This is a genomic window from Phenylobacterium glaciei, from assembly GCF_016772415.1.
Classification (GTDB): Bacteria; Pseudomonadota; Alphaproteobacteria; order Caulobacterales; family Caulobacteraceae; genus Phenylobacterium; species Phenylobacterium glaciei.
In genome coordinates this window covers 1,040,455-1,053,463 of record NZ_JAGSGD010000001.1, presented here as the reverse complement: position 1 = coordinate 1,053,463, position 13,009 = coordinate 1,040,455, and the positions used below count along the sequence as shown (strand labels likewise).

Genomic DNA, 13,009 nt, shown 5'->3' with positions numbered 1-13,009 from the left:
ATCCTGATCGTGCAGATCACTCGATCGGTTTCAGGGTGTTGATCCCTGTGCTTTCGTCGGTCTGCGGCGGGGGTGGCGGCACATGGCGGTCGCGATATGAAGGCAAGTTCGGCGCGTTGGCGGGCGTGGGCTTGGCTTCGAGGCGGGCGATCATGCGATCCATCTCGGCGATTTCTCGAATCTGCGCGTCGATGATCCCGTCGGCCAATTTACGGACTTCGGGGTCCTTAATGTGCGCCCGCTCGCTGGTCATGATCGCGATGGAATGGTGAGGGATCATCGCCTTCATGTAGGCCACGTCACCGACCGTCTCCTGGCTCCTGACGAGCCAAAGGGAGATCGCGAAGACCACGACACTGCCGGCCAGGATAGCCATGTTGGCGCGCTTGTTTTCGTACATCTTCAGCATGAAGAGCATCATGACGATGGCCATCACGGCGCCCATGAGCAGGGCCATGTAGAGGCGCGTCTCGCTGAAGCGTACGTGCTGCAGCATGAACGTGTTGAGGTACATCAGCCCAAACATGATGATCGTCGATGTGGCGATCATCGCGGCGAAGCGACCGTATTTCACGATATCCTCCGATTGGCTGGGTTGGATGACCACACCCCAAGCTCAACGCCTCAGTTCGGATTGTGATGCGACGCCTCACCATCCCCAGTCTTCTGGCGGCTTGCCCCGAGGGCGTCGTCCTGACGGGTGAGGACTCGTCGGCGTGCATCTTCGATAGGGATGAGGGCCAGGCGTGATGAAATCGCATGCGCCAACACGGCTTTGTCAGCCCAAACTTCAGAGAGCGCTAACCGGCGCAAGTTGGCGGGGGGTATAGCCAAATCGACCAACCCCTTCTGCCACTTTGACAGCTCGCCGGAGGTTAGCCGGTTGGTGGTCATGAGGTACGTCCGCTACCCGCTGTCGCTGCGCAGTGTCGAGGACCTCCTGTTCGAGCGCGTCATCGACATCTGCCACGAGGCGGTGCGGCTTTGGTGGAACCGGTTCGGCCCGATGTTCGCCGGTGAGATCCGCCGCAAGCGGGTTCAGCGAATGCGAGCCGCTACACGCTGGCGATGGCGCCTCGACGAGGGCCTCCGTGAAGATCAACGGCGAGATGCGCTACCTCTGGCGGGCCGTCGATCACGAAGGCGAGGTGCTGGTCCTTTGTCACCACCACGCGCGACAAGGCTGCTGCGCTGAAATTCATCAAGAAGGCGATGAAGCGCCGCGGCCGGCCGGGTTGTCGGCGAGGGGCGCTTGGCGGGCTCGCCCGCTGGCTCCATCCGCTGGTGCATGGTCAAATCCTCACGAGATCGCCGGCTTTGGTCGATAGGTTGTTCAAGGGCTCCTACCATCCGGAACGACCGCGGGCGTGGCCGCGCCAAATCTCGGCCACGCCGCATCCCTCGACCTAATGCTTTTGCGGATGAGCCGGCATCGCGTCGAGCTTGGTCCGCTGCGCTGGGCCGAGCGCGGCGTACAGCGGCGACAAAGCCGCCTTTACCTTACGAAGCGCGTCCAGCCGCTCCGTCATCATCGCCTCGTGGCGATCCAGCCGTTCAGGGAGCGTCACTGGCGCCGTCATCATCGCTGTTCCGGGTTTCGGCTTGGCCATGCCTTGCGGCATCGACGTTCCAGGCGCCATCGGCTTGCCCTCGGGCATCTCCATCCCGGCATGCATCGGCATGCTCACGTTCATCGCCTGGGACGCATCGGCAAAGGCCTCCCACAGCGGAAGCTGCGCAGGTGTCAGGGCGAGTTCATCCTTCAAGGCGGCCAGCCGGTGCGCACTCATCCCAAGGCCATGCATGTCGGCCATGTTCATCATCCCGCCGGCCATCATGGACCCGCCAGCCTTTGCCGCCGGCTTCGACGTCGCGGCGGGTGAGGGGTGGTGAGCGGCGTGCGGATCCGGTTCGGCGGCCCATGCCGTCGTCGCGGCGAACGCAGCAAGCACGCAAAGGCATCTGGTTGTCGTCTTCATCGTCGGTTCCAATTCCAGTTGAGTCCGGACATCTCGGTTGCAGCGGCAGGAGAACTCGCCGTGACCGCCGCGCACCCTGTAAGACGCCTCTGCAGGCGCGCTCTTACAGCTTCCAGGTGCGACGCCCCGGAAGTCGTCGGACCGAAAGCGGTTCCGAGTGAATTTGACGGGCAATCCGCCTGCCTGTTGGCCGCTCCCAAGGGCCAATATCCGTCTGAGCTAGGGCGCGGTCAGCACAACGCCGTAGCCGATCGAGACCGTGAACACCGAGAGCATCAGCACCGCCATGGTGGCGGCCGGATCGCCTTTGGGACGGGTGCGGGCGGTCACGCGGCGGCGAGCGCGGGCCTAGCCGCGGGACTCAAAGGCGAAGCGGCGGCAGGTGGGGGCGCCGCGCCCTGGCGGCGGATACCGTCCAGCTTTGTGCGCTTCAGCATCAGCGCGTTGATGGCCACGATCGCAGTGCTGCCGGACATAGCGATGGCGGCGATGCTGGGCCCCAACAGGAACGGGTACAGCACGCCGGCGGCCAGCGGGAAGGCGATGACATTGTAGCCGACCGCCCACCATAGGTTCTGATGCATCTTGCGGAGTGTCGCGCGAGACAGTTCGATGGCGCCGACGACGTCGAAAGGATCGCTCTTCATCAGCACGATGTCGGCGCTCTCCATCGCCACATCCGTGCCGGCGCCGATCGCGAACCCGACGTCAGCCTGAGTGAGGGCCGGGGCGTCGTTCACGCCGTCCCCCACCATGCCGACCTTCTTGCCCTGGGCCTGCAGTTCCTTGACCTTGCTGGCCTTGTCGCCGGGCAGCACGTCGGCGAACACCATGTCGATGCCAAGGCTCTTGGCGATGCGGTCCGCCGTGCCCTGGTTGTCGCCCGTGAGCATGGCGACTTCGACGCCTCGGGCGCGAAGCACCTTGATCGCTTCTACCGCGGTCGGTCGGATGGCGTCGGCGATGGCGATCAGTCCGACCAGCTTGCCGCCCACCGCGAGGTGAACGACGGTCCGGCCGGCGCCCTGCAGCGCCTCGGATTTCGCGGCGAGGTCGCCGAGGTCGATCTTGTGCTCGCTCATCAGGCGCATGTTCCCAAGCAAGGCCGTCTTGGCCCCGATGTGAGCCTGCGCGCCCTTGCCCTCGATGTTCTTGAATCCGGTGACCTTGGGGGTTTTCACCTTAGCGGCCCGTCGCAGGATCGCCTGCGCCAGCGGATGGTCCGAGCCTGCGTCCACCGCCGCGGCGGCGGAGAGCAACTGGTTCTCGGTGGCCCCCGGCGCGGTCACGAGGTCGACCACCTCGGGCTGCCCCATCGTCAGGGTTCCGGTCTTGTCGAAGATGATGACGTTCAGCTTGGTGGCGTCTTCGAGCGCCGAGGCGTTCTTGAACAGGATACCATTCGTAGCGCCGAGCCCGGTGCCGACCATGATCGCCATCGGGGTCGCCAGGCCTAAGGCGTCCGGACAGGCGATGACAAAAACGGTGATCATCAGGCTGATCGCGAAGAGCAGGGGCTGGCCGATCATCCAGAACCAGACGCCAAAGGTCAGCAGGCCGACGCCGATGGCCGCCCAGACCAGCCACTGCGCCGCGCGGTCGGCCAGCAGTTGCGAGGGCGCCTTGGAGTTCTGAGCCTCCTGAACAAGCTTGACGATCTGGGCGAGCGCGGTGTCCGCCCCGACCTTGGTCGCGCGGTACTGGAACGTGCCGCTCTTGTTGATGGTCGCGCCGATCACCGTGTCGCCAACCGTCTTGTCGACCGGCATGGATTCGCCGGTAAGCATCGACTGATCGACGAGGGACGACCCCTCCAGCACGGTTCCATCGACGGGAATCTTGTTGCCCGGCCGGATCACGACGGTGTCCCCGGCCACCACTTCGGAGGTCGGCACCTCGATTTCCTTGCCGTCCCGCAGCACCGAGGCCTTGGGCGGCGCCAGGTCCATCAGGGCGCGGATGGCCTGGGACGCCCCGGCCCTGGCGCGCATCTCCAGCCAATGGCCGAGCAGAATGAAGTCCAGCAGGATTACCGCGGCTTCGTAGAACTGCTCACCACCATAGAAGAAGGTCGATCCGACGCTGAACAGGTAGCCCGTGCCGACGCTGAGCACGACCAGCACGGCCATGTTTGCGACGCCGGCGCGGATCGAACGGTATGCCGCGACGAGGAAGGGCCAGACCGGATAGAGGATCGCGCCGCTGGCCAGGACAAACAGCACAAGATCGAGCCGCAGGCCAAAGGGGGGCGGCACCTTCATGAAGTCGAGGCCCATCGGCTCGAAGAGGAAGACCGGCAGGCTGAAGGCAAGCGCAATCCAGAAGCGGTTGCGCATGTCGCGGACCATAGCCTGCAAGTCGTGGCCGGCGCCGTGACCCATTTCCTGCGCCATCGCGTCGGTCTTGGCCCCCTCGTGCGCCTTGTGACCCGCGTGTTCATCCTTGCCGCCAGGCGGCTTGGGTTCGGCGGCCGCCTTGGCATCGCCGGGAGTCTTGGCGCTGACCGGCGTGTTTACCTTATGACGGGCATGCTCATCATCGAGGGCAGTCTTCGCGGGCGCTTCCTCCTCGACAGCGGCGATGCGAGCGTGAGCCTTGGCGCCGGCGTGGGCGGCCGCGTGAGAATCAACGAGGCGCGCTCGTCCATGCGCCAGAGGCGCGCTGGAGCGGTGGGCCTTGTGTCGGCCGCGCGCCCGAAGAGTCGCGCTGGTCGTGGCCTGGTCGTAACAGGCATGCCTGGGAAGGGCTTCGCCCGCACAGTGAAATCCGCAGGCTTCGATCGCGGCCTGGATTGCGGATAGTCTGATCCGCGCCGTGTCGTAGGCAACTGTCGTCAGGCCGGAGACCGGATTGACCGTGACCCGTCCGACGCCGGCGATCCCCTGGAGTTGCTTCTCGATGCCACGGGCGCCAAGGATGGAGAACAGGCCGCCGACATCAAGCGTGCTGGTTTTCATGGACGCTATTCCCGATCTTTAAGCAGGCTGCGGTTGGCGATCGCGGTTCTTCCAACGCCGGTCTCCCGACGAGGCTGCTGCGACGCGCTCCGCCACCTCGCACGTCTCACGGCGCTGCCTACCCAAGGGACGCGCTGCGGGGCGAGGCATTACACTTCCGACTGCGCGCGCTGCTCATGGCAAGTATCGCAGGTGTCTTGCGGTTGGCGTCGGAACCTCTCCCACCAGTCCGGCGCTTACAAGCTAAGGTCGCCTGACTTGGGCGCCACGACGTGGCCACGTGCTGGCCTGTGCCGAAGCGGCGGAACTGTCCGTCGGCATCGGCGGCAAGGTCCCAAAATGTTGGCCGTCCGCGAACGTGCTGAATGCTCTCGTGCTCATCCCTCCGCTCTCGTGGCCGGGATATTCGATGTCGATGGGGTTTTGCTGGCCTCTCCCCATGAACGGGCTTGGCGCGAGGCCCTCGATGGTCTGGCGGACCCAATTCGGTTCACGAGTCCGGTCTACCAGGCTCTCGTCGCCGGCAAGCCACGGCTCGCAGGCGCCCTGTCGGCGCTGGAGGCTTTGGGCGTGCCGGACGCTGAACGGCAGGCGACAGCCTACGCAGAACGAAAACAGGCCCGCCTGGAGGTTCTGGTTCGGGCCGGCGCGGTTCACGCCTTCCCCGATGCGCTGCGTTTCGTCCAGTCGCTGGCCGCGCTGGGTCTGCCCATGGCCTGCGCCTCGTCTTCGAAGAACGCCGACGCGATGATGCGGGAGATCTGGCTGGACGGGGGCGGGAACCTGCTCGACATCTTCAAGGCCAACGTCAACGGGCGCGATCTGCGGCAGGGAAAGCCGAACCCGGAGATATTCCTGCTGGCCGCGACGGAACTGCACGTGGAGCCGGCGCGCTGCTTCGTCGTCGAGGACGCATCGGCTGGGATCGAGGCCGCCCGCGCCGGCGGCATGGCGGCGCTCGGCGTCGCTCGCCTTGGGGACGCAGATGTCCTGAAGGCTGCAGGTGCCGATTTGGTGGTTACGAGCCTCGACGATGTCGCAATCGATGACCTGGCGGCCGGGCGACTCCGCTGTCGGCGGACGTGATCGGACGGAAGACCATGGATAAGATCCTGCAGGCCACTGCCGATGCCGCCTGGATCCTTGGCGAGGAGGGCCATGATCCACTCCGCGAGAGCAGTCACGAGTCGCGTTTCGCGATCAGCAACGGCTTTTTGGGCGTCAGGGGCGCGAGGGCGGCCACGGGAGGCTGCCGTTGGGCCATTCCGGCGCGCACCTATGTCGCGGGGCTCTTTGACACCTCAACCGCAGACGGCGCGATACCGGAACTTGTCCCCGGGGCCGACTGGCTACGCGTCCGCATCCTGCTGGACGGCAAGCCGTTGGTTGATGACCCAGGAGACCTCTCGTCGCATCGCATGACGCTGGACATGCGGCGCGGCGTTCTGCTCACCGAATGCCTTCAGATGAACACCCCGGCCGTTGGCGTTCGCCTGCGTACGCTGCGGCTGGTGTCGCTCAGCGAGCGCTCCCTAGGACTTCAGCTGATCCAGCTGGACGTCGAGCACGGCGAGGTCGCGGTCAGCCTTGAAGCCTCGTTCGAGGGCATGAACCTCGGCCTCGTCGCGGAGCGGGTCGGACAGGATCTCGGCGTGTGGCGCACGCCGCATTCCCGCAAGGGTTTGGCCATGGCCGCCGCGCCGTCCTTGCAGGTCGACGGCGACGAGGTTCCTGCGACCGCGCTTGGCGAACTCAGGTGGTCATGGACCTGGAGGTCTCGCCCGGGCCAGGTTGCCTGTTTCGCCCGCTCGGTGGCCGTGACGCGAAGCGACGCCCCAGACCTGGATCCTGCGGCCGACGCCAGGGACAAGCTCGGCGCGGCGCAGCGCCTGGGCTGGCGCGGCGTTGTGGCGGACCACGAGGCGGCCTGGGCGAGCCGCTGGCGGTGCAGCGATGTCGAGGTCGAGGGCGACCCGGTTGCGCAGCAGGCCCTACGATTTGCCGCCTATCACCTGAACAGCGCCGCCAACCCCGCCGACGAGCGGGTCTCGATCGGCGCCCGAGCCCTGACCGGCGACGACTATCGGGGACACGTGTTCTGGGACACCGAGATCTTCCTGCTGCCGTTCTACGCCCTGACCTGGCCCGAGGCCGCCCGGGCTTTGCTTGTCTACCGGTTCCATACGCTGGACGCGGCGCGCGCGAAGGCGGCTCGGATGGGCTGGCGCGGCGCCCTCTACGCCTGGGAGTCCGCCGACACCGGTGACGAAGCGACCCCCGAGCAGGTCATCGGACCGGACCGCCGGGTGGTCGATGTGCTCTCTGGAAGACTGGAGCAGCACATCAGCGCCGACGTCGCTTACGCCGTCTGGCAATACTGGCAAGCGACCGGAGACGAGACGTTCCTACTGGACTTTGGAGCCGAGATTCTGCTGGAGACGGCCCGGTTCTGGGCCAGCCGCGCGCGGGTGGAGGCGGATGGCCGCCATCACATCCGAGGTGTGATCGGACCGGACGAATATCACGAGGACATCGACGACAACGCCTTCACCAACCTCATGGCCCGTTGGAACATCGCGCGCGGGCTTGAGGTGGTTACCTTGATGGGTGAGCGCTGGGCTGGCCGCTGGACGCAGCTCTCGTCGCGCCTTGGTCTCGAAGATGTCGAACTGAAACAATGGCGGGCCGTCGCCGATACGATTTCGACCGGTATCGACTCGAGCACTGGCCTAATCGAGCAATTCGCCGGCTATTTCGCGCTCGAGGAGATCGATCTGGCCGACTATGCCGGGCGGTCTGTCCCGATGGACGTGGTGCTTGGACGAGCGCGCACGCGGCAGTCCCAGGTGATCAAGCAGGCCGACGTGGTGGCGCTCCTGGCGCTGTTGCCGGATGAGTTCATCGGAGACACGGCTGCGGAGAACTTCCACTACTACGAGCCACGTTGCGGCCACGGCAGTTCCCTGAGCCGCGCCATGCATGGGCTAGTCGCCGCGCGCCTTGGCGAGCCCGCACTGGCTCTGCGCTACTTCCATGAGACCGCAGCGATCGATTTGGCGGAAACCCATGCGGCGATCGCCGGCGGCGTTCACATCGCCGCCCTCGGAGGTCTCTGGCAGATGGCGGTCTTGGGATTCGCTGGGCTCTCGATAGGAGCCGACGGAGTGGCGATCGACCCAAAGCTGCCAGCCAGTTGGCGCAGTCTGGCCTTCAGCGTCCAATGGCATGGCCGACAGCTCAGACTCCGGATCGCGCAAGCAGAGCAAAGCCTAGAGGCGACGCTCGAGGCCGGCGAGCCCATGACGCTGGTGGTGTGCGGAACGTCATACGCGCTCGACCGCGACGGAGCGCTCCACATCTCCCTACGCGAGCCGCAGAACGCCGCCGCCTGACGACGGCAGGCATGGGCTTCCGCTGAAGCCTCACCGGGTCGGGGGCGCTCGGTCCCGTGGCGCTGAGCCATGGTCGTGGCCTTGCTCGCCGTGGCCGTGATGCATGACCAAATGCATCAACGGGCAGGCCAGGAACAGCAGATAGGGCAGGTAGCCGACATAGCCGGCGGCGTGGCGCCAGTGGTCGCGGAGCAACCAGAACAGTGCGGCCGCGGCGACTGCGGCGACAGTCATCGCCAGGAAACTGTAGCGTCTGGCTACCATGTCATCGACCTCTCGGATGTGGCGTGGGGCGGCTGACCGCGGCGGCCGGCGCAGCCTTGGTATACGCATGCCGGCCCTGAACGTGATCAACGGTGGATATGGACGTTCTCTTTCGTTGTGCGGTTTGTGATGGGTTCGCCGCCGCGAGGTCCGACGCCGGCACGGCCGAACAGCCGCGGGATGAAGCCCGGCGTGGTCTGCATGTAGGCGATGTAGCTGTCGCCGAACGCAGCCAGGGAATCGCGCTCTTCGGTCTTTCCGAGGCGCCAGTACATGAACACCAGGATCGGGAACATCGCGAGCGTCAGCAGGGTGGGCCACTGCAGCAGGAAGCCGAACATCACTACGACGAAGGCGACGTACTGGGGATGGCGGATCCTGGCATATGGCCCGGAGGTCGCCAGGCCGTTTTCCTTCTGCGCCCGATAGAGCGGCGGCCATGATGCGGAGAGCAGCCAGAATCCACCGCCAATGAAGACGTCGCTCAGGATGTGGAACGGTCCGAAGTGCGGATTGCCCCTCCAGCCGACCATTTCCTCAAGCAGGTGACCCGCATCGTGGGTCAGCCAGTTCACGCCCGGGAAGCGGCCCTGCAGCCAGGGCAGCAGCAGGTAGATGGTCAGGGGGAAGCCGTACATCTCGGTGAACAGCGCCACCAGAAAGGCGCTGAAAGCGCCGAACGAGCGCCAGTCGCGGGCGCTCTTGGGTTTGAAGAAGGTGAACGCAAAGAAGATGATCAGCAGTGAGTTCAGGATCACGACCGGCCAGAGACTATAGGCTTGTGAGGTGTCGTGCATGGTTCTTCCTGCGGTCCTCTCAGCGCGAGGCGTTTCGGTGTGAATTGGTTGCGCCAATGCCGCGCCGTTTCCTTGATCGAGGTCAATTTCATTTTGAACGCATCAAACCTGCCCAGCATCAGCATTCAGGTCGCGGAATCGAGCGTAAGAATTTGGATGTCGGTCCGTCTGTTGGAGTGCGGTCGCAGTCGTGACGGGACCAAGGAGGCATTTGGACCTGCGTCCAGGCCCACTTTCCGGCTTCAATGGTGAAATCGATGAAGATCGTCGTGTTCGAGGCCACGGAATGGGAGCGGCAGGCGTGCAGCAGCCTCGCGCCTCACCACGTCGTCGAATGCCTTGCTGGTCCGCTCGCCGGTGACAGCGCGGATCGCTATACCAACGCCGAGGCGATCACGACCTTCATCCGCTCCGACCTCAGTGCGGCGGTCCTGCGAAGGATGCCAAAGTTAAGGCTGATCGCCACGCGATCCACCGGGTTCGACCACATCGATCTGGCCTATTGCCGGCAGGCCGCGATCACGGTCTGCAATGTGCCGGACTACGGCGACCACACTGTCGCCGAGCATGTCTTCGCCCTGCTGCTGGCGCTCAGCCGACATGTCGTCGAGGCGGTCGGACGCACGCGGCGCGGGGACTTTTCGCAAGGTGGGCTCCGCGGCTTTGACCTGGCGGGCAAGACTCTCGGCGTGGTCGGCGCCGGTCGGATCGGCCAACGGGTGATCGCCATCGGCAAGGGCTTTGGCATGGAGGCGATCGCCTTCGACGCGCACCCGGATCCCATCGCGGCCAAACAGCTTGGCTTCCGCTTCGCCAGCTTGGACGAGCTGCTCGCCGCGGCGGATGTGATCACGCTCCACCTGCCAGGCGGCGAGGCCACGCGGCAGCTGATCGGCGAGGCCGAATTTGCACGGATGAAGCCCGGCGCCGTGCTCATCAATACCTCCCGCGGCGGGGTCATGGACAGCGAGGCGCTGGTCCGCGCTCTGTCCTCTGGTCGCCTGGCAGGGGCGGGTCTGGACGTGGTCGCCGAAGAGGGCGCTTTAGGCGAAGAGGCCGAGATCTTTCGCACCGAAACCGCCGTCCCGGTCGAGCGAATGCGCGCGCTGCTGGCCGATCACGCCCTGCTCAGCCAGCCCAATGTGATCGTCACGCCACACATCGCGTACGACACCGAAGAGGCGGTCGCCCGGATCATTGAGACCACCCTGGGCAACATCGCAGCGTTCGAAACCGGGTCACCCCAAAACGTGGTCAACTGACGCGGGAGTAGCCGGGTTCAATTCGCGATCTGGCAGCTCAAGCGCCGCCACGCCAGGCAGTGTCTTGCCGGCCATCCACTCCAGGAACGCCCCGCCCGCCGCAGAGACGAAGGTAAATTCACCCGTCAGGCCGGCCGCGTTGAGCGCGGCCAAGGTATCTCCACCGCCCGCAACGGCAACTAGCTTGCCTTGGCGTCTTAGATCGGCCGCAGCCTTGGCCACCTCGACGGTGCCGTGGTCGAAGGGGGGCGTTTCGAAGACCCCGAGGGGTCCGTTCCAGATCAGGGTCTCGGACCTCTCCAAGGCGCGGCACAGCGCCACTAGCGTCTCCGGCCCGGCGTCCAGGATACGCTCGTCGTCGTGGACCTCGCCGCGGCGGCGAACGAAAGTCGGTGCGCCGGGCTCAAGGCTTGTAGCCACGACCACATCGGTCGGGAGCAGGAGTTCGCAGTCGTTTTGGCCGGCAAGGTGCTCAATTTCCCGCGCGGTTTGGACCAGGGTCTTCTCACAGTAGCTCGCGCCGACGTTCCATCCCCGGGCGAAGAGGAAGGTGTTGGCCAAGCCGCCGCTCACCGCCAGGCGGTCGAGCTTGGTCACCAGATGCTTCAACAGATCGAGCTTGGTCGAGACCTTGGCGCCGCCGACGATACCCATGACCGGACGGCGGGGCTTGCCCAGCACGCGCTCCAGCTGCTCCAGTTCGCGCTGCATCGCCAGGCCGGCATAGGCCGGGAGCAGGTGCGCGAGCCCCTCGGTTGAGGCATGGGCGCGGTGGGCGGCTGAAAAGGCGTCGTTGACGTAGATGTCGCCGTTCGTAGCCAGCTCGCGCGCGAACTTCGGATCGTTCGCCTCCTCACCGGCGTGGAAGCGCACGTTCTCCAGCAAGGCGATCCCGCCAGGCGCCAGACCGTCGACCACGGCCGTTGCTTGGGGCCCCACGCAGTCATCTGCGAAGGCGACGGGTCGCCCAAGAAGGGCCGATAAAGTCTCGACCGTCGGGCGAAGGCTCATGGGCGGGACCTGCTTGCCCTCCGGCCGACCGAAGTGAGCCAGCAGCACGACCTTCGCGCTGCGTTCGAAGAGGAAGCGGATGGTCGGGAGCGCATCCTGCAGCCGGGTGTCGTCGGTGATGCGCCCGTCCTGCATCGGCACATTGAAGTCCACACGGACGAGCGCGCGCTTCGAGGTCAACTCGCCAGCCTGATCGAGGGTGCGGAAGGTCATGGGCGCTGATTGGCTTCAATGGAGCCCTCGGCCGGCCGCGGGCTTGGAGCAGCGAACAGGCCGCCTCCGATACCCAGGGCAGTGTCGGTCTTCTCGATAGAGCGGGGTCCAGACGTCTCGCGCCCACTGAGGGCCCGGATGGCGTCGATCGTCTCGGGAATGACGATGGCCTGATTATCGACCATGTAGGCGTAAAAGAGCTCGTCACCCTGCACTGTGAGCATGTCGGCCCAAAGCGCGACCTCGTAGAGGTCATTTCGCGAGCGACCGAGGTCGGCCATCAGTTCCTTGACGGTGTTGAGCGCGACCAGTCCGTGGTCATCTTTCATCAACAGGATTCGCGACGAGCCACGGAAGGCCTCGAGCACCGCCTCCTTCTCAGTGGGCCGGGTCATCTGGACAGCCCAGTAGTGCAGGTGGGCGACAGTTTCGGGGACCTTCACAGCCATGGTGACGACGTCCAGATCGGGATCGACCGTCTGGGCGTCCGGCCCCTGGTGACTTGGAATTTCCGGCTCCGGGACCAGCGTGTTCATGATACCGCCCAGGTGGCTCTCCCACGGGTCGGTGGCGCGGCGGAGGAGGGTTCCGCGGGCGCGCTTGAGCAGGCCCGCGCGTTTGAGGGCGATCAGTGTGCGCACCGTCGCGGTGGTATTGCAGGAGACAACCCGCGTCGCATCTCGCCCCACCGCCGTCTCGAAGTTGGCCTCGGCGACGAACGAGTGACCGGTGACCTCGTGCTTCTCTCCGCCCTGAAGAATAAACTTAAGACCGCGCTCGCGGTAGATCGGGACATTTTCCGCAGCGACATGCTTGGGCGTGCAGTCGACGATGACATCGGCCTCGCGCAGTAGGTCGCTCAAGCCACCGGCCGATTGCTGACCCGCTGCTTGTAAAGCATCGCCCGCCTCCGGCGTGCCGGCGAAGAACGCCACGCCCTTGGCCTGCAGAACGCGGGTGCGCCAGTCCGTCGAGATGTCGGCCACGCCGACGAGGGTCATGTCATCTTGAGCCCTGACGGCGTCGGCGACCCGCTTGCCGATGACACCGTAGCCGTTCACGGCGACCCGCACGATCCTGTCCATCACGAACTCTCCAGTGACCCTTGATCCAAAGGACGACGGGAGACGCTCA

General features: G+C 65.4%; 11 protein-coding genes. 4 read left to right on the top strand and 7 right to left on the bottom strand.

All coding sequences use genetic code 11. The features are described from left to right. Nucleotides 1-16 precede the first annotated feature (16 nt). On the bottom strand, nt 17-574 hold the full coding sequence (locus JKL49_RS05070) for a DUF305 domain-containing protein (protein ID WP_347340354.1): 558 nt from the start codon (nt 572-574) through the stop codon (nt 17-19). 352 nt (nt 575-926) lie between these two features. Between JKL49_RS05070 and JKL49_RS21370 the strand changes: the two genes are divergently transcribed. Next, complete coding sequence (locus tag JKL49_RS21370) at nt 927-1,328, top strand: DDE-type integrase/transposase/recombinase (protein WP_430700665.1); 402 nt, start codon at nt 927-929, stop codon at nt 1,326-1,328. 78 nt (nt 1,329-1,406) lie between these two features. On the opposite strand, the gene JKL49_RS05065 is transcribed toward JKL49_RS21370, so the two are convergent. Together JKL49_RS05065 and JKL49_RS05060 are read right to left on the bottom strand one after the other, a co-directional pair. Next, on the bottom strand, nt 1,407-1,979 hold the full coding sequence (locus JKL49_RS05065) for a Spy/CpxP family protein refolding chaperone (RefSeq protein WP_215338672.1): 573 nt from the start codon (nt 1,977-1,979) through the stop codon (nt 1,407-1,409). 326 nt (nt 1,980-2,305) lie between these two features. Next, complete coding sequence (locus tag JKL49_RS05060) at nt 2,306-4,936, bottom strand: heavy metal translocating P-type ATPase (RefSeq protein ID WP_215338670.1); 2,631 nt, start codon at nt 4,934-4,936, stop codon at nt 2,306-2,308. 339 nt (nt 4,937-5,275) lie between these two features. Here JKL49_RS05060 and JKL49_RS05055 point away from each other — a divergent pair, with 339 nt between their 5' ends. After that, nucleotides 5,276-6,022 (top strand): HAD family hydrolase, encoded by a 747-nt coding sequence (locus tag JKL49_RS05055; RefSeq protein WP_215338668.1) that lies wholly within the window; start codon nt 5,276-5,278, stop codon nt 6,020-6,022. Between the two features lie 14 nt (nt 6,023-6,036). Continuing rightward, entirely contained in the window at nt 6,037-8,328 is a 2,292-nt protein-coding gene (locus tag JKL49_RS05050) for a glycoside hydrolase family 65 protein (RefSeq protein WP_215338666.1), read from the top strand. Between the two features lie 30 nt (nt 8,329-8,358). Here JKL49_RS05050 and JKL49_RS05045 read toward each other — a convergent pair whose 3' ends face one another. Both JKL49_RS05045 and JKL49_RS05040 read right to left on the bottom strand, forming a co-directional pair. After that, the gene (locus JKL49_RS05045; protein ID WP_215338664.1) at nt 8,359-8,592 is read right to left on the bottom strand and encodes a DUF2933 domain-containing protein; all 234 of its coding nucleotides are present in this window, start codon (nt 8,590-8,592) and stop codon (nt 8,359-8,361) included. An 86-nt stretch (nt 8,593-8,678) separates the two neighbouring features. Beyond that, nucleotides 8,679-9,389, bottom strand: a complete 711-nt coding sequence (locus tag JKL49_RS05040) for a methyltransferase family protein (RefSeq protein WP_215338662.1) — start codon at nt 9,387-9,389, stop codon at nt 8,679-8,681. 257 nt (nt 9,390-9,646) lie between these two features. Between JKL49_RS05040 and JKL49_RS05035 the strand changes: the two genes are divergently transcribed. Further along, nucleotides 9,647-10,651 (top strand): hydroxyacid dehydrogenase, encoded by a 1,005-nt coding sequence (locus tag JKL49_RS05035; protein WP_215338660.1) that lies wholly within the window; start codon nt 9,647-9,649, stop codon nt 10,649-10,651. Here the strand turns inward: JKL49_RS05035 and JKL49_RS05030 are convergent. Beyond that, nucleotides 10,628-11,875: a phosphoglycerate kinase gene (locus JKL49_RS05030; protein ID WP_215338658.1), complete on the bottom strand. Its 1,248-nt coding sequence runs from the start codon at nt 11,873-11,875 to the stop codon at nt 10,628-10,630. The genes JKL49_RS05035 and JKL49_RS05030 overlap by 24 nt on opposite strands. After that, the gene (locus JKL49_RS05025) at nt 11,872-12,960 is read right to left on the bottom strand and encodes a type II glyceraldehyde-3-phosphate dehydrogenase (protein WP_215338656.1); all 1,089 of its coding nucleotides are present in this window, start codon (nt 12,958-12,960) and stop codon (nt 11,872-11,874) included. The genes JKL49_RS05030 and JKL49_RS05025 overlap by 4 nt, the downstream gene beginning before the upstream one ends. Between the last annotated feature and the right edge of the window lie 49 nt (nt 12,961-13,009).

Bases quoted from the DNA above. Each gene is read 5' to 3' on its own strand.
- JKL49_RS05065 (WP_215338672.1), bottom strand. From the start codon at position 1,979: ATGAAGACGACAACCAGATGCCTTTGCGTGCTTGCTGCGTTCGCCGCG.
- JKL49_RS05060 (WP_215338670.1), bottom strand. From the start codon at position 4,936: ATGAAAACCAGCACGCTTGATGTCGGCGGCCTGTTCTCCATCCTTGGC.
- JKL49_RS05055 (WP_215338668.1), top strand. From the start codon at position 5,276: ATGTTGGCCGTCCGCGAACGTGCTGAATGCTCTCGTGCTCATCCCTCC.
- JKL49_RS05050 (WP_215338666.1), top strand. From the start codon at position 6,037: ATGGATAAGATCCTGCAGGCCACTGCCGATGCCGCCTGGATCCTTGGC.
- JKL49_RS05045 (WP_215338664.1), bottom strand. From the start codon at position 8,592: ATGGTAGCCAGACGCTACAGTTTCCTGGCGATGACTGTCGCCGCAGTC.
- JKL49_RS05040 (WP_215338662.1), bottom strand. From the start codon at position 9,389: ATGCACGACACCTCACAAGCCTATAGTCTCTGGCCGGTCGTGATCCTG.
- JKL49_RS05035 (WP_215338660.1), top strand. From the start codon at position 9,647: ATGAAGATCGTCGTGTTCGAGGCCACGGAATGGGAGCGGCAGGCGTGC.
- JKL49_RS05030 (WP_215338658.1), bottom strand. From the start codon at position 11,875: ATGACCTTCCGCACCCTCGATCAGGCTGGCGAGTTGACCTCGAAGCGC.
- JKL49_RS05025 (WP_215338656.1), bottom strand. From the start codon at position 12,960: ATGGACAGGATCGTGCGGGTCGCCGTGAACGGCTACGGTGTCATCGGC.